Annotated in this window: 19 protein-coding genes and 1 tRNA gene; 10 read left to right on the forward strand and 10 right to left on the reverse strand. The window is 63.2% G+C overall.

What is annotated here, in order from left to right; translation table 11 throughout:
• Nucleotides 1–8: 8 nt before the first annotated feature.
• The gene (locus WDS16_RS24595) at nt 9–1,751 is read right to left on the reverse strand and encodes an aldehyde dehydrogenase family protein (protein ID WP_338888478.1); all 1,743 of its coding nucleotides are present in this window, start codon (nt 1,749–1,751) and stop codon (nt 9–11) included.
• A gap of 163 nt (nt 1,752–1,914) precedes the next feature.
• Here WDS16_RS24595 and WDS16_RS24600 point away from each other — a divergent pair, with 163 nt between their 5' ends.
• Together WDS16_RS24600 and WDS16_RS24605 are read left to right on the forward strand one after the other, a co-directional pair.
• Nucleotides 1,915–3,087, forward strand: a complete 1,173-nt coding sequence (locus tag WDS16_RS24600) for a helix-turn-helix domain-containing protein (RefSeq protein WP_338888480.1) — start codon at nt 1,915–1,917, stop codon at nt 3,085–3,087.
• Nucleotides 3,084–3,296, forward strand: coding sequence for a DUF2945 domain-containing protein (locus WDS16_RS24605; protein ID WP_338888482.1), 213 nt, complete (start codon nt 3,084–3,086; stop codon nt 3,294–3,296). Before WDS16_RS24600 ends, WDS16_RS24605 begins: the two co-directional genes overlap by 4 nt.
• 12 nt (nt 3,297–3,308) lie before the next feature.
• Here WDS16_RS24605 and WDS16_RS24610 read toward each other — a convergent pair whose 3' ends face one another.
• The 7 genes from WDS16_RS24610 to WDS16_RS24640 all read right to left on the reverse strand — a co-directional run bounded on the left by WDS16_RS24610 (nt 3,309) and on the right by WDS16_RS24640 (nt 12,343).
• Nucleotides 3,309–4,280: an esterase/lipase family protein gene (locus WDS16_RS24610; RefSeq protein ID WP_338888484.1), complete on the reverse strand. Its 972-nt coding sequence runs from the start codon at nt 4,278–4,280 to the stop codon at nt 3,309–3,311.
• 154 nt (nt 4,281–4,434) lie between these two features.
• The gene (locus WDS16_RS24615; RefSeq protein WP_338888486.1) at nt 4,435–5,355 is read right to left on the reverse strand and encodes a glycoside hydrolase family 16 protein; all 921 of its coding nucleotides are present in this window, start codon (nt 5,353–5,355) and stop codon (nt 4,435–4,437) included.
• 221 nt (nt 5,356–5,576) lie between these two features.
• Nucleotides 5,577–5,647 (reverse strand) — tRNA-Gly (locus tag WDS16_RS24620).
• A 44-nt stretch (nt 5,648–5,691) separates the two neighbouring features.
• Nucleotides 5,692–7,464: a bifunctional diguanylate cyclase/phosphodiesterase gene (locus tag WDS16_RS24625; protein ID WP_338888488.1), complete on the reverse strand. Its 1,773-nt coding sequence runs from the start codon at nt 7,462–7,464 to the stop codon at nt 5,692–5,694.
• Between the two features lie 98 nt (nt 7,465–7,562).
• A complete protein-coding gene (locus WDS16_RS24630) occupies nt 7,563–9,416 on the reverse strand; it encodes a bifunctional diguanylate cyclase/phosphodiesterase (protein ID WP_338888490.1) in 1,854 nt (617 codons plus the stop codon).
• A 66-nt stretch (nt 9,417–9,482) separates the two neighbouring features.
• Nucleotides 9,483–11,591 carry an Rv1355c family protein gene (locus tag WDS16_RS24635; RefSeq protein WP_338888492.1) on the reverse strand — a complete coding sequence of 703 codons (2,109 nt, stop codon included), beginning with the start codon at nt 11,589–11,591 and terminating at the stop codon, nt 9,483–9,485.
• Complete coding sequence (locus WDS16_RS24640; RefSeq protein WP_338888493.1) at nt 11,588–12,343, reverse strand: hypothetical protein; 756 nt, start codon at nt 12,341–12,343, stop codon at nt 11,588–11,590. The genes WDS16_RS24635 and WDS16_RS24640 overlap by 4 nt, the downstream gene beginning before the upstream one ends.
• Before the next feature lie 181 nt (nt 12,344–12,524).
• On the opposite strand from WDS16_RS24640, the gene dcd reads away from it, so the two are divergent.
• From dcd to WDS16_RS24675, 7 genes are all read left to right on the forward strand, one after another.
• Entirely contained in the window at nt 12,525–13,103 is a 579-nt protein-coding gene (gene dcd, locus WDS16_RS24645) for a dCTP deaminase (RefSeq protein ID WP_338888495.1), read from the forward strand.
• A 108-nt stretch (nt 13,104–13,211) separates the two neighbouring features.
• Nucleotides 13,212–14,657, forward strand: coding sequence for an Hsp70 family protein (locus WDS16_RS24650; protein WP_338888497.1), 1,446 nt, complete (start codon nt 13,212–13,214; stop codon nt 14,655–14,657).
• Nucleotides 14,658–14,726: 69 nt separating this feature from the next.
• A complete protein-coding gene (locus WDS16_RS24655) occupies nt 14,727–16,175 on the forward strand; it encodes a CYTH and CHAD domain-containing protein (protein WP_338888498.1) in 1,449 nt (482 codons plus the stop codon).
• Between the two features lie 128 nt (nt 16,176–16,303).
• Nucleotides 16,304–17,179, forward strand: coding sequence for a hypothetical protein (locus tag WDS16_RS24660; protein ID WP_338888500.1), 876 nt, complete (start codon nt 16,304–16,306; stop codon nt 17,177–17,179).
• Nucleotides 17,180–17,513: 334 nt separating this feature from the next.
• Nucleotides 17,514–17,774, forward strand: coding sequence for an ANTAR domain-containing protein (locus tag WDS16_RS24665; protein ID WP_338888501.1), 261 nt, complete (start codon nt 17,514–17,516; stop codon nt 17,772–17,774).
• A gap of 137 nt (nt 17,775–17,911) precedes the next feature.
• Nucleotides 17,912–18,868 (forward strand): Hsp70 family protein, encoded by a 957-nt coding sequence (locus WDS16_RS24670; protein WP_338888502.1) that lies wholly within the window; start codon nt 17,912–17,914, stop codon nt 18,866–18,868.
• 102 nt (nt 18,869–18,970) lie between these two features.
• The gene (locus WDS16_RS24675; protein ID WP_338888503.1) at nt 18,971–20,026 is read left to right on the forward strand and encodes a fused (3R)-hydroxyacyl-ACP dehydratase subunits HadA/HadB; all 1,056 of its coding nucleotides are present in this window, start codon (nt 18,971–18,973) and stop codon (nt 20,024–20,026) included.
• Nucleotides 20,027–20,210: 184 nt separating this feature from the next.
• Here WDS16_RS24675 and WDS16_RS24680 read toward each other — a convergent pair whose 3' ends face one another.
• Nucleotides 20,211–21,077, reverse strand: a complete 867-nt coding sequence (locus WDS16_RS24680) for a hypothetical protein (protein WP_338888504.1) — start codon at nt 21,075–21,077, stop codon at nt 20,211–20,213.
• A gap of 173 nt (nt 21,078–21,250) precedes the next feature.
• On the opposite strand from WDS16_RS24680, the gene WDS16_RS24685 reads away from it, so the two are divergent.
• Nucleotides 21,251–21,730, forward strand: a complete 480-nt coding sequence (locus WDS16_RS24685; protein WP_338888505.1) for a GNAT family N-acetyltransferase — start codon at nt 21,251–21,253, stop codon at nt 21,728–21,730.
• Here WDS16_RS24685 and WDS16_RS24690 read toward each other — a convergent pair.
• The gene (locus WDS16_RS24690) at nt 21,727–22,182 is read right to left on the reverse strand and encodes a helix-turn-helix domain-containing protein (RefSeq protein ID WP_338888506.1); all 456 of its coding nucleotides are present in this window, start codon (nt 22,180–22,182) and stop codon (nt 21,727–21,729) included. The two genes, WDS16_RS24685 and WDS16_RS24690, sit on opposite strands and share 4 nt — an antisense overlap.
• Between the last annotated feature and the right edge of the window lie 66 nt (nt 22,183–22,248).

Consider the following 22,248-nt stretch of genomic DNA (forward strand, 5'->3'; position numbering starts at 1 on the left):
AAAGACCCCTATCCGCGCAGCGCAGAAGCGAAAATGGCGGGCAATTTCGCCCAGGACGGACTGCCGGCGAATGCAGTCAACAAACGCCCGGTTGTCGCCGCAGTGCGGTTGCTGACGAACCACGGCGGTTTCGGCGAGATCGACCACTCCTTGTTGCCCAGTGATCGGGGCGACGGCCGGAACGGACCGCGTACCACCGTGCGCTCGGTCCCGTCTATCAGCAGCGCGTTGTGGACGATGCCGATGCCGCTCTGAACGTCTGCCAGGGTATGGCCGGGAAAGGCGCCCCACGTTGCGGCAGCGGAAAGGAACGCCAACGCGGTCCAGGCGTTGACGGCGATCGCGCCGTACCGGAGCTCGGCCAACAGCTCGTCGAACCGCCGACCGTAGCTTTCGATCGTCTTCGGGTGCGCAAGGACGTTGACGCCGAGGGTGCCGACGAACTTCTCGTTGACTGTCTCGACGGCTTTGACGAAGAACTGTTCACCCTCGTAAGGAAGTTCGACTACACCGAGAACCGGTGCGAAGTACTCGGTGTTGAGCAGGGTGGTCTCGTCGCCTGGGTTGAGATCGTCGATCAGCACCCGCCCACCCGGAAGGCGTCGGGCATGGGGGTAGCTCTCGACGGCCGATTCGACTCGTCCGTCGCTTCCTGGGTAATAGGGCCGTCGCTGCGGTGCGGCGGCCAGTGCGTCGCGTACGGCTGCGAGGAACTCGTCGCGCTGTGGCCATCCCGACGACAGCACGATCACCTGCGAGGCGACGCAATTGTATCCGCCGTTGTGAAGGCGTTGTGTCGCAACGTGTTCTGCCTGAAAGCGGATGTCGGCGCTGCTCCACTCGCCGGGCAGGACAATGGTCGGTGACACTCCGCCCAGTTCGCTGGTGATCGGCTTCGTCAGAAGTGGGTCGCCGGCAGCTTTGCGTGCGGCACCCGACTCGCCGGGCCCGAATACGATGGCGTCGTGAGTGATCGAGCTTCCGGTCATGTGAACGTGGTCGACAAGATCGTGTCCGACGAGATAGCCGCCGACCTCGGCGCCGCCGGTCAGAATGCGCACGGCACCGACATCGATCAGTGGCGCAAGGATCTTCGTGAAGACCGGCAGCATCGGATCTGTTATCGGGTTCAGCTTGAGCGCTACGACACGATTGTTGGCGATCAGTTCGTACAAGGTGTCGAGGGGCGCGATCGACATGATGTTTCCTGCACCGAGAACGACGCCGACGCCGTTGGTGCGGTCGGGTGTCAGTTGTGCGAGACCGGCGGTGCGCTGTGCGGTGGCCGCGTCGATTCCTGGCTTCAGCCATACCTGTGCGCTGAATCCGCTGAGCAGTAGTTGGTCGAAGACCCCATGGGGAAGTACCTGGACCGTGGTGCGGCCACCGGGTGCGGTTCCGAAAGTCGCGCCCTCGAGCGGTCCTTTGCCCTGCTCGAGATCGCCCAGTGTTCGAGCGATCGTGGCGGTTCCGCCGGTGAACGCGTACGGGCCGGACATCCACTCTTCGCCGATCAGCGGTGAGGTGGACTCCAACCCTTTGATCGACGCTGCCGCCGCGACCCACTCCTCCGCGTGCTCGACGGTGAGGTCACGGACACGCTCGATCAACTTGCGGCGTTGCCCGAGTGACAGTGCGCCCCAAGTCTGCTCACCTGCTCGAAGTTCGGCGAGTGCGGTGTCGACGCGAGCGTGGACCTCGGTGTCGGAGTTGTCCGCAGCGGGTGGGTGGGGCGCGTTGAGTTCGGTCACTCGGCTTGCTCTTCTCTCGGTGGGGTCAGCGGTCGTGCCTGTGATTGTCGTCCTTTCGTGTGGTCTACGCCATAGGCCGACGCTGTCCAACGCAAGCATGGGGTTGGGCCGCCGCACAAAACGAGTGTGGCGCCGGTTACATCGATGCGGATATTGTCGGCGGATGCCGGAAACCGATACGGTCAACGCTCCCGACTCCACCGAGCTTGCCGCGCCCTTGATGGAGGTTGCCCCGGAGCTCGCCGATGAGTTGGTTCGCCGCATAATGGCAGCCGAGAACGCCTACTCCGAATCGACATTTCTCAGTCCCATGCAGCTGCGCGAGGCATGTCTGGCGAACATCACCGACTTGGTCGGGGACCTGGCAGGTGTCCGTCCCCTGAACTTGGAGTCGGCGAAGGCCGCGGGTCGGCTGAAAGCGGAGCAGGGTGTACCTCTCGCAGCTCTTCTGCACGCGTTCCGTTTGGGCGGCCGCCTCATCTGGGAGGAACTCATGGCGCGATCCGATACCGACGCGCCGAGGACGCTGCTCGGCATGGCAGCGCAGGTGTGGGCGCTGGTCGACGTGTGTTCGGACGCGGCCGCCGAGGCCTATCGCGTCACGGTCGACGCCCGCGCGGAGCATGACGCCGACGAGCGCACCCGGCTGGTCCGTGCTCTGTTCGCCGATCACGTCGTGAACCCGGCATCGGTTGTCGACGCGCTGCGGACCTTCCGAATCCCCGATCGCGGCTGTTTCGTCGTCGTGGCCGCCGATACTCGCTGTGCCGATATCGCGACACCTGCAGTCGAAGCAGTATGGGACAGCGCCGTCGACGGGGTGGTCGGGTTGCTGTTCGCGCAGACCGACATGCTGCTCGAGACCGTGCTCGACGGTGTTGCCGACGGGGGCGGAAACGTCGGGATCAGCGCGATGTTCTTCTCGTCGGCAGGAATTCCGAAGGCCGTCGAACAGGCACGTCTCGCCAGGAAGTGCGCTCCGGTCGATAACACGTCGCCGACGCGGTACGACTCTGTCCCGGTGCCGCTGCTACTCGCCGGTCGTCCGGAGGAGGGGCGCACCGCGGCGCAGCAGATTCTGGGCCCGCTACTCGATCTGCCCGAGGGCGAGCGCGCGAGCCTACTGAGCACGCTGGACGCGTGGTTCCGGGCGAAGGGATCCACCACGGAGGCCGCCCACGGGTTGCATTACCACCGCAATACCGTGCTGTATCGATTGCGCAGGATCGGCGAGCTGACCGGGCGGGATTTTATGAACCCGGTTCATGCGTCCGAACTTTACGTCGGCCTGTGCGCGTATCGATTGTGCTCCGGCGGGGTAGTCCTGACGACTTGACACACAGAAAAGGTACGACGGTCCAGTGGAACTGGGGTCAGGGCACCGGCGAAGGAAAGATCGTCGAGGTGCACACCGACAAGGTGACCCGGACGATCTCGGGCAGCGAGATCACGCGGAACGGAAGCAAGGAGACACCCGCGTACCTCATCGAACAGTCGGATGGGCAGCGAGTACTCAAACTGGACAGTGAGGTCAGTACGTCCTGAAGCGTCGGAGTATCAGTTGCTAGCGATGACCACGTCGAGGATTCCCGAACCGAGGGGAACGGAATCACACGGCGGATCGATCGCTGCCGACGGGTCGAGCGCGGCAAGCACGAGCGCGATCGTGGTCGGATCGTAGGTGAAGGCGAAGTGGGCGACCTTGTTTTCCGGGCACACGTCCTGCACCACTATGTTCCGTGCTCCCGAATCTCGCATCAGGGCATTGGTGTACGGCTGAATCACCTCGTCGACTTCGGTGGCGATACTGGTGTATTCGACGCCGGGGACGGTGTCACCGCCCGAGTTCAACTCGGCGAGGAAGTCGGATCCTTGCATCATTTGGACCAGGGCGGGCCCGAACTCGGTGGAGACCAGCTTGGTTGCACTCGGAACTGCCTGCAGCGCAGGAGTTACGCCGTACGCTGTTCCGCCGTACGTCGGCGACGCAATCCCGATCCACTTGTTCACCGCGTCTGCCCCGCCGAGCCGGTTGGTGTAGTAGCGGGTGACTGCGGCGCCCTGGGAGTAGCCGATGAGATCGACTGCGGCAGCACCGGTCGACGCCAACACACTCTGGGTGAACTGCCCGAGTTCGGCTGCACTGTCGCGGATGTCGCTGTACCCATAGGTGGAACCGTCCGGCGATTCGCCGTAGTTCAGTGCGTAGGTGCAGTAGCCGGCGGCAGCCAGTACCGGTGCCAGTCCCGCCCAGTCCGAGTAGGCCGTCGAATCGGTGCCGTGTACGAGGATCACCGGGTCGGGGTGATCGGGCGACGGAGTGCATCCGGCCTGGTTCACGCCGGGGGGTACGGCAGCGAAGTTCTCCGCCGAGTATCTGATGGCATCGGCATGGTTGCTCTGCGACGGGCCTGGAACGTCCGGGATCACCGGCGTCGCCGTCGCTACTGCCACGCCGAACACGAGAGCGATACCGAACACGAGAGGTACGCACGCCCCACACAGTGTCACCGGGATTCGAGGGCTCACACCGCGAACTCTATGCCCAAATGCTGTGGCATGTAACAGCGAGCGCGGAGTTCATCTGTTATTTAACACAAAACCCAAAAACGCACCGATCTCGGGCGGCTGGGGGGCCACCCGAGATCGGGGTCAGGGAAATTCAGAGGTGGACGAGTCGGCCCTAGGAGATACGGCTCGCCTTGATCCAGTCCACGCTCATGGTCTGGGGGAACGTGGTCGAGGCGGGTGCTTTGCCCACCCAGTCGTTGCCCACGGCCACGTTGAAGAGCACATAGTGCGGCCAGGCTCCGGAGAACGGCGTCCAGTTGCCGCCCTTGGCTTCGTATTCTGCTTTGGTCACCGCGAATCTCTGCACCCCGTCGACGAACCAGGCGATGCGGTCGGCATACCAATCGACACGGTAAGTATGGAATCCGTCAGAGAGTGGATTCATACTTCCACCGGTTTTGATGTCCGTGCTCGAGTTGTTCTTCGCTGGGCCGTGCATATTGAAGGATGGACCGTTCGTTCCTGGTATTTCGACAACATCGATTTCGCCCTGCCGCGGCCAGTTGTACTCGTTTCCTGGTTCCAAGCCCAATAACCAGAATGCCGGTAGCAATCCAGCTGCGCGCGGCATCTTTATGGATGCTTCGAGCCGCACAGGTGGAGTCACGGATTGTTTTCCGAAGCTGACCACCCGAGCGCTGGTGAAGTTGTTGGGTGACCCCTTGCCGTCCGGGGGGTTCTCCCTGCGGGCGGTGATGTTCAGTGATCCACCGGCGACATTCGCATTGTTCGTCGAATTGGTGTAGTACTGCTGCTCGCCCGAACTTGCTCCCCACCTTCCGGTTTGAAATCCCCACTTGCTGGGATCGACTGCGCCGTTCGAGTTGAACTGGTCCTCCCACAGGAGCGTGGCCTGCCCGGGATTCGACGGTGGAGTCGTCGTAGTGGGAGGGGGCGTCGTGGTAGGAGGCCTTGTCGTAGTGGTAGGTGCCGGCGTCGTGGTGGCAGGCGGTGTCGTCGGCTGAGGCGGAAAAGCGGGTGGGCCCCATGGAGTCCAAATTAGGGGAACCATCAGAAGTGGCATCAATTTCATCGCTTTTTCCTGTCATGTCAATTTGTTGGGGGAAAACAAATGCACAACGAGGTTTCTAGCACGGCGATAGAGACGCTTTTGATAGCGAGAAGCAAATTCGAATAAATCTGCATCTTGTCCTGGGAAACGCCCAGATATTTACGGTCGGCATCTCCAATTTTCGGAGCCTGGACCATGTTTCGGTTTGTTTTCGGCCGAGGGCCGGTAAGCAAACGAAGGAGAGCCGGTGACGGGAATCGAACCCGCCTCTCAACCTTGGGAAGGTCGCATTCTACCAATGAACTACACCGGCGCGGCGGGCCGAGGAGGCCCGCGCCGAACTACTCTAGCAGGTGCTCAGATGTCGATGGTTCCGACGCGGAGTAGTGCGAGAGCGTCGACGGCCGACACCGGCCGGGACATCAGATAACCCTGGGCGCGAGTGCATCCGCGGTCGATCAGGGTGTTTGCGGCGTCCAGAGTCTCCACGCCTTCCGCTATCACGTCGAGTCCGAAGGATGCAGCCAATCCGATGACGGAGTCGACGATGGCAAGATCGCCACCGGCGAACCCCAGATCGGCCACGAACGCCCGGTCGATCTTCAGTGCGTCGACCGGGAGCGCTTTCAGATGTGAGAGTGAACTGAACCCGGTCCCGAAGTCGTCGATAGCGATGCGCACTCCGAGCCTCCGGAGCCCGGCGAGTGTCCGCCTTGTGTGTTCGATATCCCGTACGACTGCAACTTCGGTGATCTCGAGCCACAGTGAGGAACCCTCGATCGAGTGTCTACGCAACACCTTCTCCACCTCGTCGACGAAACCGGCTCCGACCAACTGAGCGGGTGAGACGTTGACCCGCATGGAAATGTCCAGATCCGGAAGTGACGTGGCCCATTCACCGAGCGTCCGGAGTGATTGCTCCAACACCCAGCTGCCCAGTTCACCGGCCAGATTGGTTGCCTCGGCGACCGGGATGAACGCGGCCGGCGGAAGCAGTCCTCGGTGGGGGTGCTGCCACCGGACAAGTGCCTCGACAGCCGTGATGCGCTTGGTGATCAGGTCGATCTCAGGCTGGAAGTACAGCACGAGGGAGTCGTTCCTGATGGCGGTCCGGAGATGGATTTCGATATCGCTGCGAAGCTCGCTCTGGCGTTGCACCGAATCGGTGAATTGCACGACGTCGTTGTCGCCGTTGACCTTTGCAATCAGTGCGGCCTGGTCGGCCCGTTGTAGCGCCTCGTCCGCAGCGACGCGCCCGGGGTGGGCGATCGAGATCCCGACGGTGGCTCGTCGTGACCGGTCGAGTCCGGGCACATCGAGCAGTCTGATCGCGTCGAGTGCTGTCCTTGCGGTGAGATGAGCGTGGTGTGCGTTGCTCGGCCCGTGAAGAACCAGCACGAACTCGTCGCCGCCGAGGCGCGCGATCAATGCGGTCGCCCCCACGTCTCGGGTAAGCGCGCGTGCGGCAGCGGCGATGTACTCGTCGCCTGCCAGGTGGCCGAGGAAGTTGCTCAATGCCTCGAATCGGCCGAGGTCGAGGAATAGGATCGCGACCGGTCCGGATGTGTGATCGGCAAGTCTGCCTCGCAGATAGTCGAGCAATGCTCCTCGGTTGACCAGTCCGGTCTGCTCGTCGTGAGTGGCCGAATAACGAAATCGCTCCTCGGCGGCGACCCGGGTATGAACCTGGGTAGTCAATGCAGCGATTGCTCGCAGGGCGTTGAATTCGTCCTCGGTCCAGTCCCGTCCCGCCAGTTTGCCGAAGCCCAGTACTTCTACGGTGGCGGCACCGGCGATCAACGGGACGGCGACGAGAGACTGTGGGACGAAACCGGACGCGGACTCCACTCGGGTGCGATAGTCGGCGATACCACCGTCGACGCACACCGTCAGCACGCTGTCGAGCGATTCGGCCGCGGCGAATATCGGGTCGGCGCCGTCGAACGGCACGGTGTGCAGTGGGTCGGGGTGTGCCACGTTCGTGCGCGGGGGCCACTCCGCGATCAATACCGTAGTTCGATTCTCGAAGTCGGTGTGGCGCAGAAAAGCGATGTCGAGTTCGAAGCTGTTGACGAGATCGCGGAGAAGTGCGACGTACACGACAGGGGCGTTCGAGGCATCGGCACTCATGAGGAGGGTGGCGGCGTTCGTGACGACTATGTCCAACCTTCGGCGTCGATTCAGTGTGGTCTCCTGCCTGAAGGTCGCACGCGTCGAATATCGAGACTTTACTCGGCAGACGCGGGCGACAATATTCGTCGGGTCAGCAATGTCTGCATCGAGTCTGCGGGGACGGGCTTGGAGAACAGATAACCCTGCGCCCGTGTGCAACCGACGGACAACAATGCGGCTTGCGCGGCTTCGGTTTCGAGACCTTCGGCGATCAGGTCGAGTCCGAACGCATCCGCAAGACTCGCGATCGCGCGAACGATGGCCTGGTCACCGGGATTCGAGTCGAGGTGTTCGACGAATTCACGGTCGATCTTCAGTGCATCGACCGGAAGGATCTTAAGGTGCGCCAACGAACTGAATCCGGTACCGAAATCGTCGATCGCGATGAGTACCCCCAATTCTCGGAGCATGCTCAGAACCTTCGCGGCCTGGCCGGTGTCCTGAACGACGGCGTTCTCGGTTACCTCCAAGCACAGGTTGCCGGGTGGGACCAGCCCGGAGGCAAGTTCTTGCTCGACGATGTCGACGAACTCGGTTGCCAGGAGTTGGGCGGGGGAAACGTTGACACGCAACATGATGTCCAGGTCAGGGAGATGACGAACCCATTCCTGGTAGCAGCGGATGGCGTCGTGCAGAACCCATGCCCCGAGCGCGGTCGCCAGGTCGGAGGTCTCGGCTATGTCGATGAAGTCGGCCGGTGGCAGCAGGCCACGCGTCGGGTGCTGCCACCGCACCAACGCCTCGACAGCGGTGATCGTGCCGTCCTCGAGGTTCACTTCTGGTTGAAAGTGCAGCACCAGGTCGCCACCTTGTATTGCTGCAAGGAGATGCAGTTCGACGTCGTTGCGCAACGCGTTGTGAGCTCGAATCGTCGAATCGAACAGCGCCACATGATTTCCGCCGATTCGCTTCGCGACGAGCGCGGCTTGGTCGGCATTGGCTATCACCTCGTTGACGCCGTCCACTCCCGGATATGCAGTCGTCACGCCGATGCTCGCGGTGCGCGTGATGGCATCACCGGCGATGCTGACGCGGGTGGTGGCGACGGCATCGAGAATCCGCAGCGCGACGTCGTACGGTGACGTCGGCTTTCCCTCGATTGCGGAAGGCTGCATGACGATCACGAATTCGTCTCCGCCCCAGCGTGCAATCGTGGTGCCGTCGTCGAGCACCTCGCGCAACGTGTCGGCGAGCGCAAGGAGATACGCGTCGCCAGCGGTGTGGCCGTAGAAATCGTTGAGGGCTTTCAATCTGTCGAGATCGAGAAACAACACCGCCACCGGGATGCCCTCCGACCCCGCGCCGAGGCGGCGTTCCAGGTCCTCCGTCACCCCTCGTCGATTGGAAAGACCGGTCAGTGCGTCGTGTTGGGCTGCTTCGAGAAGCAATTCCTCGGCGAGAATCCTGGCATGAACCTGGGTGAACATCGATGCGATTGCCACCAGGGCATTGGTTTCCTCCTCGGACCAGTCACGGTCACCGCCTTTGACCAATCCGACCCAACCGATGGATCGCTCGTGGACGAGCGGGACCACTGCCATGGAGGTCACGGAGTATCCGGATGCAGCTTCCACGCGTCGGCGATACGACTCCTCCGACGTCGACGGGCGGAACACCCTCGGCTGCACGAGGTGCTCGCATGCCGCGAACACCGGGTCGGCGTCGGCAAAGTAGACGACGCCGAGCGGGTCGGGGTCCGGCGCGTCCAGTCGGGCCGGCCATTCGGCGACCATCACAGTCGACCGATTTTCGTAGTCGGTATGTCGAAGGTAGCCGGCATCGACCCCGAAATACTCCACCAGGGAGCGAAGTACGCGGGTATAGGCGAGCAACACCGACGCTGCATCGACCCCCATGAGGTCTGATGCAACGTCGGTGACCAAACGGTCGAGACTTCGAATTCGACGCATGAATACCCCCATCGACTCGATGCCTCTGCCTGACTCGAAAAGCGACTGTACCTGCTCGACGGCCGGTTAGGCCCCTGTGCGACGCCTGCTGGTCACTGCCGCAGCGTCGGTGTGCGACAGGCGTAGGACCAAAGCGATGGATTCGTCGACGTCGATTCCGACTATCCGGGCAAACCGCTGGCGAAGCCCGGCGAGCGCACCTGCGTAGCGCGCAGACAACTGCTCGAACTCGGACGGGCTCTGCGCGTAGAGAAACACCGGCGACGACGGATGCACTGCCAACCCGTGCGACTCGGCGGCGATCCAGAGGCGTTGCGTACCGGCGCCGCCTCGAACGAAGTCGGTTGCGGCGTTGCCGTCGACGATCGATACGGCGACAGCAGAACTGGATACCACGCGGTCGTAGCTGTCTTCCCCCAACGCGATACCCGCGTCCCAGTCTCCTAGTAGTTCCATCACATCGGATCTGCGCGAGACGTCCAGTTTGACCAGGTCCGTCGAATCCAGAGCGAGGGCAGCGACCTCGATTCCTGTGTCGGGATCGGGCTGCCCCGGCCACCTGAGCTCCGAGATCATCTCTGTATGAAGCGATTTCGTCAGGTAGCGAATGCGATCGGATTCGGCGATTATCTCGGCGATCTGTTGGATCGAGGACCGATCGGTGATGAGAGCTACCCGAACACCCTCGAGCACCGATGCGGCAGCGAGATCGGCCAGCACCTCGGGGTTCACCTCGCGTGGCGATCCCACGGTGCGATTCGTCGATCTCGACAGCAGTGCGTGGTAGTTCTTTGCCAGGCCCGGATCAGTGCCTGCTCCCAGTTCGACGACGATGTCCACGGAGTCGCCGAGAGCTTCGACGGTCACGTCCCCGAGAACGCCGTGGTAGGCGGCTGCACTACGTGCGTTGTACAGCGCTGCACCGAGCGCGACATGACTGCCGCGATAGGCGACGTCCAGGCCCGAGGTTCGGTCGCGATCGAGCGCGAGACGGACCGATCCTCTTGTCGTGGTGACGGTCCAGGGTTGTACGTTTCCACCGGATGGTGCCCGGGTTGCGGCGTGCACGATCGCGGAGCGGGGACTGTCGAATTCCGGTTGTCCGTCGGAACTCCGGTTCTGTGCCGTCGGTTCGGCGGGGATGGTCGGCGGGGCCAGCAGATCGAGGTGTTCGTCGATGTGAATCCGCACGCGGCCGGAGTCGAGACGTTGGCCGAGGCCGAATCTGCGTACTGCACCTGCAACCGAGGCCCCGCCGAGTCCGACTTCACTGCCCAACTGAGGCCACGTCGTTGTCGTGCGATCCACCTCGATCATCGACGCTGCCATTCGCGCAGAGATATCCTCGGCACCGAGTAGAGCGAGCACGTAGGGAACCTTGTCGTGCGTCGACAGATTCGCGAGAGCACTGGACTGGACGTCGCCGAGTAGGCCGTGAAACAACGGTCGCTCGGGCTCGAGGTCGAACCTCTCGACATCGAGCAGCCCGCGGTCGCTCGTCTCCATGATGACCGGTACGCCGAGTGCTCTGGCGCGTTCGCGCACCAGGATCTTCACGTCGAGCGAATCACATTCCTCGATCAGTAGATCGACTCCGTCGATGAAGCTGTCGGCGGTTTCCGCGGTCACCCCTCGGTCGTCGATCGTGACAGCAAGGTAGGGGTCGAGTTCGGCGATACGCCGGGCCGCGACGACGGGTTTGCTCAGCCCCAGATCGAGCAGTGTGGCTGGTATCCGGTTGAGGTTCGAGAGTTCGATCTCGTCGAAGTCGGCGAGACGCAGTGCGCCGCAGACGCCATCGAGTGCCAGTGCGTACGCGATCGCGTGGCCGACACTCAGTCCGACGATTCCGATCGTGGTCTCGGCCAACCGATCCTGTTCTTCCGCGGTGATCTTGTTGCGGTTGCGGTCGAGGCGGAGGCGCCGGAAGCTGCGTGGTCCCAGCGTCGCGACGACGGTTCGGCGCCACGGATAGTGGATCCACCTCATCGGCTCGTCGATGAGTTCTTGTGGGGGCGGTGGCGTCAGGCGAGACAGCCCGTCCCGTTGCTCGTCGAGTCGATCGAGGAACTCGATGACCGGGTCTTGTCGAAGACGGTCCAGTTCTATTCGGTCTGCGGGGTCGTTCTCGTCGAGCACCCGTGCGTTCCAGTCCAGCTGCGTACGATGTGTCACGATGCTTCGGCCTCCGTCGATGCGAGTTCTCGGCTCCGAAGCGACTCGACCGCGAAGGTGATCTGGGCGAGCTTTTCGGCTGTTGCGAACAGGGGAACAGTGTTCTGGTCCCACCAGATGATGCGGGTTCTGTAGCGGTCGTCCGGATAGGCGACGGCATCGATGTGGGTCGCCATCACGGCACCCGAGTCGAGATAGGGACCCACAGCGTGCTCTGCGCTGGTAGCGAGGGTGTGCCGGCAGCCCGATGCTGCGGCGACGAGGGATGCACCGATTGCGCCGAAGTAACCGGGCGCACCGTGTCGAGTACGGCCGACCGCGGACCAGACAGTCTTCATCTCGACGACACCGTTCGAGAGTCGGGCAGACACCATCCGTCGCAGAGCAGCCCTCCCGGTCCACGAACTGGACCATTCGATGTCGGCATGTGTCTCATTCGGTCTCGAGTAGGGCCCCTGTGCGCGTAGACCGCCGACGAGCTCGCCGGAGTCGTCGAGCGCAACCAGAAACATCGACGTCGTGGAGCCGTCGACTATCCGGTCGTACTCCAGGGCTTTCTCCACACCGAAGTGCGAGTAGCTGCTCAGTGCCCCCTCGACGAACGACCGCCATAGGTTCGGTCGATGAGCAGGCGTCGTCGCGAGCACTGTGCACCGGAGCTCCGGGTCGTAGTAGCTCGAGTCCGACGTGATGCGAACGGGTCGCGGATGTGGTTCGCCGGCTCCCCGATCGAGCTCGGTGGTCGAATTCATGATTCGTCTCTCTGCTTACACCCCGTTTGTGAGGCGTTGGACATGGATCAAGATCATTATTGGGGCTCAGCACCGGAAACGGGGCGTCGAAAGTTGTTGTTCTCCCGATGTGTACGCCGTTTTCGGCCGGGCACGCGGTGCCACGGGTACGTCGACGGCTCGGGCGCGCTAACCTTCCGCAGTGCTGCTTTCCGACCGCGACATCCGTGCTGAAGTGTCCGCCGGCAACCTGGGTATCGAGCCCTTCGATGCATCGATGGTGCAACCGTCGAGCGTCGATGTACGGCTCGACAAGCTCTTTCGGGTGTTCAACAACACCCGCTACACGCACATCGACCCGTCGAAGCAGCAGGACGAGTTGACCTCGCTCGTCGAACCGGCCGAGAGTGAACCGTTCGTTCTGCACCCAGGGGAGTTCGTACTCGGATCCACGCTCGAGCTGACAACGCTGCCCGACTACTTGGCGGGACGCCTGGAAGGCAAGAGTTCGCTCGGCCGCCTCGGGTTGTTGACGCACTCGACGGCGGGCTTCATCGACCCGGGATTCAGCGGCCACATCACGTTGGAACTGTCGAACGTGGCAAACCTGCCGATCACGCTGTGGCCGGGAATGAAGATCGGACAGCTGTGTCTGTTCAAGCTGTCGAGCCCGTCCGAACACCCCTACGGCAGCGCGCAGGTGGGCTCGAAATATCAGGGCCAGCGTGGACCGACACCGTCGAAGGCTTACCTGAACTTCGTCCAGTCTCCGGTGAACTGATCGGTCCATCGGTCGGTTTATAGCCCGTTACCGCGACAAGAATCTGGTTTCAGCGCTAAAGTAGTCCCTTGCCGAATGTGGGTTGGGGCCTACCGGAGCGAGGTTCTCGTGTCAGCCGTTCTCGGCGCATCGCTTGGTGTGAGTGGAATCCGCACAGTGTCCACGGACCTGACTGTGTATCCGCCGCGCAGCAGCGAGTCGAAAGTTCAGATACCCGAGTCCTCTGCGGACCCGTGGGGATCGGTGACCTGGGCCGTTCATCGTTTCGCTCGGGAGAGCATCGGCACGGACGCGACGCCCGTGCTGGCGCTGCGCGAGAAGAACCCGACGGAGGCGTACGGCGTCGAACACTACGACGGGCTGGCACTCGTCTCGGACCTCGGCGCGCAGATCGGTGCTTTGCAGGAAGCCGGCGAACTGGCCGGTGAGCAGACCGTTGCCCTGTTCGACGTCGGCGCAGGCGGGGTCACGGTGTCGATCGTGGATCGCGAAACGGGTCACGTGCACGGCTCGCGGCGCAGCGCTGTGTTCTCCGGCGATGGATGCGACGCCGCGCTGTCGACCTTTCTGATGGACAACTACGGCCTGGGGCGGGCGTTGGAAGAAACCGCCCGCGATCTACTGGTCGAGACGGTCTGCTCGGCCAAGGAACGGTTGTCGACACTCACCGCTGTCGAGATTGCCGGTCCGTTCATCTCGGGCGGTGTCGTGCTCTACCGATCGCAACTGGACGAGCTCGTCCGCGAGAGCGTCTACGACGCCGTCACGCTCGCTGCCTCGATGATCGCCGACGTCCCGCGTGTCGACGCCGTGTTCGCCGTCGGCGGCGGTGCGAACATGCAGATCGTCCGTCAGTCGCTGATCGACGGTTTGTCGGTGCCGGTGTTCGTCCCTCGCGAGCCCGAACTGCTCGCCGCGCGGGGGGCCGCGGGGATGGCACGCGACTTCGCCCGATCCACCGTTCCCGCTACCGCCCCCGCTGTGCGCCCACGGCACAGTGATACCTCCTCGCGTCGACTCACCAGGATTCGAGGGTCGCGATACCTCGGCGGAGCCATGGTCGCCCTGGTGGCCGGAGGAGTGGGCGTGTCGATCGCGGCAGCCTCGAGCAGCGACACCGACCCGACGCCGGGGATCGTCTATTCACCGGTCATCACGTCCTCGCAGGCCGAGGTGAGCCCGTCCGCACCAACGGTCGCCCCGTCACCCACACCTCTTCCTGTGACCACCACGACAGAGGCTCCAGAGTCGACGGAGTCCGAATCGGGCAGCACGTCGCAGAGCACGTCGGCGAACGTCCCCACCAGCGACAGCGCCAGGACTGATCGACGCCGGAACGAGACGACCACCACCGCGTCACCGGACCCAACGACCAGCACGAAGCCGACGCGGACGAAAGACACCGATTCCGCCTCGCCGACCAACCCGACCTCGCCGAGTATTCCGACGACAAGCAAGGCACCGCCCACGACAAGCCAGGCGCCCACGACGAGCAAGCCTGCCTCGGCCACGAACTCGCCGACCCGCACAAGGAGCACATCGCACCCAGGTTGACGCGGAATTTTCTGGGCCGGCTCTGGCGTCTTCTGCCGCGCGTTCATGTCCGTCCGGCAGACTTGGCGGATGGTTTCGATACAGACCGAACGCGAGGACAAGTTCGATGTGGACTCAGACTTCATCCTGCCTGCGGATGACCAGCTAGTCCCGAATGGAGGGTCGGCCGAGACGTCGGAGGTGGAGCTCGTGAGCACCTACTTCGACACCGAGGATCTCGACCTTCTGCAGCGAGGGATCACCGTGCGTCGCCGCCGAGGTGACGCCGACACCGGCTGGCACGCGAAAGTGCCCGCAGACAAGGCGCGCACCGAAATTCGTCTTCCGCTCGGATCGGGTGAGGACGCGTCCGTTCCGGACGAGCTCGCAGGCCTCCTCGTCGGTGTGTCGCTAGGAAAGCAACTGGGTCCGGTTGCGACGTTGACATCGCTGCGTCGGCTGCACGTATTGGCGGATCGGGACGGCGGCGTCGTGGCCGAACTCGCTGACGACAGTGTGACCGTCGATCTGCCGGGTGCAGACGGCCACACGTGGCGGGAGGTGGAAGTCGAACTGGGCCCAGCGGGGTCGGAATCGGTGCTGAAACAGGTCGGAAAAATACTCCAGGCCGCCGGGGCACGGCCCGGATCGCATCCGTCGAAGTTCCACCGCGCTGTGCGCTCCTCGGCGGAGCCCGTCCATACGGGCACGATCGGGTTGGTTGCGGACTATCTGAACGAGCAGACGCAGGCCATCTTCGCCGGCGACGTCTATCTCCGGCGTGGGATGGATCCAATCCACTCGACCAGGGTGGCGATTCGGCGCTACCGAAGCACGATCCGAGTGTTCGGGGATATGTTCGACGAGGGCCGAGCGTCCGTGTTGGACACCGAACTCTCCTGGTATGCAGGGCTACTCGGTGAGGTCCGCGATCGTCAGGTGCAGCGCGCGCGATTCGCCGAATCGTTGAGTGAACTACCCGACTACCTGGTGCTGGGACCGGTCGCCGCGCGGATCGAGAACGATCTCCTCGCCGAGCAGCTCAGATTTCGGGCAGTCGTGGCTACCGAACTCGACGGGGAGCGATACCGCGCGTTGTTGGAAGAACTCGCCGAATGGGCCCGTGGTCTTCCGCTCGCTCCTGTCGCGTCGAAGATCGACGACGACGATCTCGACGCACTGGCCCGCAAGGCAGGCAAGAAGGCGAGAAAGCGCGTGGCTGCTGCAACATCGAGCGCGGAGGACGAGGCATTGCACCGAGCGCGCAAGGCTGGCAAACGGGCACGGTATGCCGCGGAGCTGGTCAAGCCCATCGTCGGCAAGAAGGAAGCGAAAGCACGAATAGCGCGCTACACCAACGTCCAGGAAATTCTGGGAGAGCATCAGGACGCAGTCGTGGCAGCTGCGACGCTGCTGGAGTTGGGCCGAAAGGCGGGCGTCACTCCCGGTGAGAACGGCTTCACGTTCGGGTTGCTGTACGCCCAAGAGGTCCACGCGGCAGCGGCCGCACGGGCAGCGATGACGGCGGCCGACTCGTAGGAGTACGAATTTTTCAGCGGACGAGTACTCTGATCGCCGGAGAAACCGACTGATCGCCCGAATTCGGGCGGAGCTCACGTGCAACCGAGGGGAGTGCGAGCGGTATGCACATTGCGCTTGGCGTGCACGTGAGTACGCACGAGGCCACTGCGTCACTCGTGGAGATCACCCTCCCCGAACTCGGTCCTATCTGCTCGCGCACGGTCGATGTTGCCGCTGCACCGGGAGGAGTCGGCGGAGCGGTGTCCGCCGCCCTCGGCTTCATGCGGGTCCAAGCGATGCAGAACCAGCTCACGGTCCTCGGCGGAGTAGTCGTCTGCGAGAGCGCGGCGCAGCGTGAGATCGTCGCCCGCGCACTCGCCGAGGTGGAACTCGATCCGCCGCCGGTGATCGACATCTTCGACGAGCGTCTGTCCGCAGAGTTCACGCCCGACGTGGCGGCAGCCCTGCTGTTCGGGCAGCTCGGACCTGTCGTTGCGCCAGTGCACGTCTACCGAGAGCAACATCGGGGGATATGGCCGGTCGCCGCGGTCGGCGCCTGTGTCTTGGCGGCCCTGGGAGGCGTTACCGCGTGGGCGATGACGTCGCAGCCTGCGCCTGCGGGTGAACTCGTCACGACGTCGGAGATGGTGTACCCGACCTCCGACGCGCCGGGGGCCACCGACAGTGCGGCCACTGTCGGTGCCGTGTCCGCGACCACCAGCGCGGATCGAACCCGCCCGGATGCAGTTCCCGACGTGATGCCGGCGGACGTCGTGGTCATGCCGCCGGCCGCTACCGAGCCCGTGTTCGAGCGCTATCCGGAGTCGGACGTGCAGATCACGTCGGAGCCGATCGAGACGACCGATCCGTCGACCACTGCAGAGGCCACCACAGAGCCGGACAAGCCGACGAGGCCGGACCGGCCGAAACCGACGACCGAGCCGAAACCGACGACCGAGCCGGAGCCGACGCCTGAGCCGACGACCGAGCCTGAGCTCGAGCCGTCGGAATCCGCGGGATAGACCGCATGCCGGTCCCCGTGAGTTCGTACTGCCGATAGGCCTCACTACCCCGTCTCGGGTGGCGTGATTACGTAGCAATTCGGTTGTGTGAACCGCGTGTGAATTATCTCGAGAGTAGTGAATTGTCACCGAATTCCGGTGGCCCGGTGGCGGAATACAGGGCTACCATCGGTCGCATGATCCTCGGTGGTGAACGACCTCGGCTACCCGCCGGGCTCGAGCCGCACGTGTGTTGTATGCGTTGTTCGTAACTCGGCATCGTTCTCTACGGCGCATTCTCGAAGTTGTTGTTACCGACGCACATTCACTCTCTCAAGGATTGCAGGTAGGCTCGATGGACGATTCTCGAACAAGTATCGATTGGGCGGTCGGGGTTCTCATTGCATTACGGGGATATTCCCCGGAACAGGCATTCGAAGAATTGGTCTCGCATAGTTACACGTTCGATGTCAGCTTGTTGCACTCGGCGCGCTCGCTTGTTGCAGCTGCACGAGAAATTGCAGTCGATTCACTGCCTGTGGATGCCACCGAACGTGAGTGGGGCGGACTGCTCGCCGAGCGGCGTCCAGTGGCGCGCGTCGACAACGTCGCCTGACGCCCGCCGCCGGTGCGCGTCGCGTCGACATAAACAAACCAAAAGACTGCAAAATATGGTTTTGACCTACCCAATGCTCGATTTCGACGCTATCATTCACTGAAGTCGAATCGGTAGGGGTAAAGGTCGAGGAAGCCATGAGAACGGTGCTTGGAGTGTCCGTCGGCTCTGCCACGGCGCGTGCGACTGCCCTCGATTCGGCCGACGAGTCTGTCCGTTCGGCCAACGTCGCGCGCGCTCTCGAAGCGTCCGATCACGTGGCAGCAGCGCTCGAGTTGCTGGGGTCGATGGCCGCCGCGCAGCACGTCGAACCCGCAGACACGGTGCTCGCTGTGCCGGACGATCCGGCGTCGCGGGTACGGAACTCCGCGTACGCGGTTCATCGCTCCGATCGATGCGGCATTGTGTCGGAACTGGGTGCGCAGCTGAGGTTTCTTCGAGGGACCGGGCAATTGGACGGACTCCGCACGGTCGCGGTGTGCGACGTGGGTGCCTCCGGTACGACGGTGTCGATCGCCGACCCCGCCAGCGGGCAAGTCTTCTGCTCCAAGCGGACCACGGCGTTCGGCGCGGCCGTGTGCGACGAGGCGATCAAGAACTACCTGCTGACCACCTACGGCGCGGACGAATTGATCTCCAGCGCCACCCTTGACAGCCTCCTGGTCGCAATCGGCTACGCCCGCGAACAGCTGTCGATCCTGCGCGTCGCCGAAGTCCCCGGTCCATTCGTCGGGGGCCCGGTTCGGCTGTGGCGCAGTTCATTCGACGATATCATCGAGCGCTCGGTTCGCTACGTCGAAGGCTGGACGGCCAGCGTCATCGTCGAAGCTCCCCACGCAGTGAACGCCCTCGTCATGGTCGGTGGATGTGCCCATCTGCCGTTGCTGAGGCGGGTATTCCGGCGCGATCTGAGGCTGCCCGTTCTGGTTCCGGCGATGCCCGAGTCACTCACTGCGCACGGTGCAGCGTTGCTCGCTTCCGACGAAGTTAGAAGCCGATCGAGGCGACCCCTGGTCGCCGTCAAGACGATGCCGGCCCAGCCCGTCTTCGTCGGCACTTCCTACGATTCGGTGCCTCGGCACAGGTCCGCCTGACGCTGTGTCGAGGACCGAGTAGCCGTCGGACGGCGCTATGACGTGACACAAGCTCGGTCCCTCGCGTGTACTGTCGGCGCCCGGCCCGGTAGGTTGCCACGAATGAGTGAGAATGTGACCGCCACCGAGACCTTCGACCCAGCAGATCACGTGCGAGCCATGGTCGGGCGTCACTACCGGGCCGCGGACTACTACGAGGTCGGTAGGGAGAAGGTGCGTGAGTACGCGCGCGCCGTGCAGGACTTCAATCCAGTGCACTGGGAGGGAGACGCCGCCAAAGCCCTCGGTTACTCGAACGTCGTCGCGCCTCTGACGTTCATGTCGTTGGTGGGCACGCTCGCGCAGAAGCGTCTGCTGCAGAAGATCGCGGTTGGGTTCGACCTCAGCCAGATGCTGCAGACCGATCAGATTTTGCAGTACCACCAGCCCATAGTCGCCGGCGACCATCTGTACTGCGACGTCTCGCTCGACTCCTACAAGGAGGTCATGGGCAAGGACATGATGGTCACCAAGAACATCGTGTCCAACCAGCGCAACGAACTGGTTCAGACGACGTATACGACGCTGCTCATCGGCCGCGAGGGTGACGTCGACAAGGGCATCGTCGAAGCAGCCGAGAATCTGGTCATGCAGGGCGCAACGTCGCTGGCCGCCCGCGCGGATGCAGCGGAGCACGAGGATGACGAGCAGGTCGAGCATCCACCGCTCATCGTCGTCGACACCTCGTCCTCGCCCACGGTGACGTTCGACAGCGTGTCGGTCGGTGATATTTTGCCGAGCAAGACCTTCCGACTGACCCGCGGCGATCTCGTCAACTACGCCGGTGTCGCCGGCGACGCGAACCCGATTCACTGGAGCGAGCAGTTCGCCAAGCTCATCGACCTGGACAACGTGTTGGCGCACGGAATGCTGACCATGGGCCTCGGTGGCGGCTACATCACCGAGTGGCTCGGCGATCCCGGTGCGGTGAAGGACTACACCGTCCGGTTCACCGCGCCGATCCCCGTCGACGGCCACCGCGCCGCCGAAATCAAGTTCGAAGGCAAGATCAAGTCGCTCGACCCCGAGTCGCGGACGGCCGTCGTCGCTCTCAACGCCACGTTCGAGGGCAAGCGGATCTTCGGTCACCGCGCGACTGCGACGGTCACGTTGGCGTAGGGCGGCAGGCTTGGGCTGCCCGGCTCGGATCGCCCGGCTCGGATCGCTTGAATGGTCCATCCATACGATCAGATAGCCTCTACGGTCCTTTCAAGCGATGCGCGCGTCGGCACCCCACCGCTTGAATGGTCCATCCATACGGTCAGATAGCGTGGGTGGTCCTTTCAAGCGGTGGTCGTAGGTCCTACGGGAACGACTGGAGGATTTCCTCCGACGCGCCGAGGGCGGCGTATCCGTCGACGATCACCCGCCGGCAACCGTCGAACTCGATGAGCACCGTCCTATCGCCGTCGAGGTACGTCGAACCCACTGCGACTTTCGTTGCAGTAAAAGAACAATCAGGTGCGACTGGGAGGCCCGCGACGTCGATGTCGGCTCCGAAGCTTCCGTCGAACCGTGGACCGCTCGCCTCCAGTGAGAACCGGCAGAATCCGTAGGCCACGAAGTCGGAGTCGAGGGTAGTGCTGCCCTCTGCCGGCGGCTCGAACAGTGAGGTGCATCCGCTGACCTGTTCGATCAGAGCGGGGTCCAGCTGAACTCGGTGAGCAACGGTGGACACGGTCTCGAGCTTCTTGATCTCTGCGAGGCCGCCGATCTTGGACATCCCGCACTCGTCCACGGGATACCCGGGCCGTACAGCGCGACCCTGCTCGTCGAGTAGCCACATCTCGTCGATCATCGCCGCGCTGTACGCCACTGTGCACACTTTGAGGGGCCAACTCTCGGGCTCGGAGCGGTCGTTCAACAATCGAAGCGCCGGTCCGAAGTCGCCCTCCCACCTTCGCTCGACATACTCCGCTGTCGAGTCGGCAGCTACGTCGCCGAAGTACGGGTCGCATGTAATTGCGGCTACCGGGACGAAATCCTTGGGCACGCGTCCGGTCCCCAAACGGATAGGAGGCGCAGGTCCGGCAGGGTACGGCGGCCAACATCGAAACTCCGACGCGTCTGCGACGTAGGCGTTCGGTCGTGCCGGACCGGGACCAAAATAGTTCCAACCGGTGTATGCGACCGCGACGACCAGGATCAGGACCACCAGCCGTCGGATCATCGTCGCAGCGTATCGTTTTGCGGACGATCTATCCGGAGCACGCCCTTACCCGAGCGGTGACACTATTGTCCAAGCCGGGAATGTCACCCAGGACTCTGACGTCTCCGCAGGCACAGCGACCCTACGCGAGCGGACCGCGATTCGTGCCCGCGGAGACGAAAAGGATGGAACGAGTGGATCTACGGCAGATTGGGCCGGACAGCGCGGTGGCGTCGGGCATCGTCTGGGCATACATGTTCGACATCGTCTCGCGGTGGCACGGGAGACCCGCAACGCAGTTCGAGGTCGAATGTGCACTTGCAGAGGAGCCAGTCGACGATCTTCGCCCTCCTCACGGTTGCCTCGTGGTCGCGTTCGAGGAGGACACTCCTGTCGGTGTCGGCGGACTTCGATTCGTCGACGCCGGAATCGCAGAGATGACAAAGCTTTTCACTGTTCCTGGAAGCCGAGGTAGCGGCATCGGCGCAGCGGTGCTGCGTCATCTCGAGACGGTTGCGCGCGAGCACGGGTGTTCGACGGTTCGGCTGGACACGCGATCGGACCTGACCGAGGCGTGCCGGTTGTACGAGCGAGGTGGATTCGTCCGAGTCGAACCGTTCAACCATTGTCGCTACTCGGATCGCTGGTACGAGCGGGAGCTCCGCACTCGCTAGCTGACGTCGGAGGTGCTCGCGTCGAACAATTCTCGCGCCTGTGCGATCGCTCCCCGGTGCTGCTCGGTCCACGTGACAAGCGACTGAATGGTACTCAGAAGCGTCGTACCGAGTGGCGAAAGCTTGTACTCGACGCGAGGTGGAATCTCCGGGTACATGCGGCGCTCGACCAAACCGTCGCGTTCCAGATTGCGCAGGGTGACAGTCAGCATCCGTGTGCTGATCCCGTCTATTTCGCGGCGGAGTTCGCCGAAGCGCAGCGTGCCCTCGTCCAGCAGCGCGATGACAAGAAGTGACCACTTGTCGGCGATGCGGTCCAGAATCTGTCGGACCTCGCAGTCCTCGCGGCTGTCCCATTGATACGCGTCACGGCCGCCATGGCAGCAATCGGCTGTGACCTGGTCGGTTCCTTGGAGGGAATCGACTGACTTCGAAGTGCCTTCTTGCGCCATCTCTCCATGATGGCCCACGCTCAGGGCGGTTACAAGAAGTAACCGATAGCTCTTTCTTCAGGGGGT

The sequence above is a fragment of the Rhodococcus sovatensis genome (assembly GCF_037327425.1).
Classification (GTDB): Bacteria; Actinomycetota; Actinomycetes; order Mycobacteriales; family Mycobacteriaceae; genus Rhodococcoides; species Rhodococcoides sovatense.

Bases quoted from the DNA above. Each gene is read 5' to 3' on its own strand.
- WDS16_RS24600 (WP_338888480.1), top strand. From the start codon at position 1,915: ATGCCGGAAACCGATACGGTCAACGCTCCCGACTCCACCGAGCTTGCC.
- WDS16_RS24615 (WP_338888486.1), bottom strand. From the start codon at position 5,355: ATGAAATTGATGCCACTTCTGATGGTTCCCCTAATTTGGACTCCATGG.
- WDS16_RS24625 (WP_338888488.1), bottom strand. From the start codon at position 7,464: ATGAGTGCCGATGCCTCGAACGCCCCTGTCGTGTACGTCGCACTTCTC.
- WDS16_RS24630 (WP_338888490.1), bottom strand. From the start codon at position 9,416: ATGCGTCGAATTCGAAGTCTCGACCGTTTGGTCACCGACGTTGCATCA.
- WDS16_RS24640 (WP_338888493.1), bottom strand. From the start codon at position 12,343: ATGAATTCGACCACCGAGCTCGATCGGGGAGCCGGCGAACCACATCCG.
- WDS16_RS24655 (WP_338888498.1), top strand. From the start codon at position 14,727: ATGGTTTCGATACAGACCGAACGCGAGGACAAGTTCGATGTGGACTCA.
- WDS16_RS24665 (WP_338888501.1), top strand. From the start codon at position 17,514: ATGGACGATTCTCGAACAAGTATCGATTGGGCGGTCGGGGTTCTCATT.
- WDS16_RS24670 (WP_338888502.1), top strand. From the start codon at position 17,912: ATGAGAACGGTGCTTGGAGTGTCCGTCGGCTCTGCCACGGCGCGTGCG.
- WDS16_RS24675 (WP_338888503.1), top strand. From the start codon at position 18,971: ATGAGTGAGAATGTGACCGCCACCGAGACCTTCGACCCAGCAGATCAC.
- WDS16_RS24680 (WP_338888504.1), bottom strand. From the start codon at position 21,077: ATGATCCGACGGCTGGTGGTCCTGATCCTGGTCGTCGCGGTCGCATAC.
- WDS16_RS24690 (WP_338888506.1), bottom strand. From the start codon at position 22,182: ATGGCGCAAGAAGGCACTTCGAAGTCAGTCGATTCCCTCCAAGGAACC.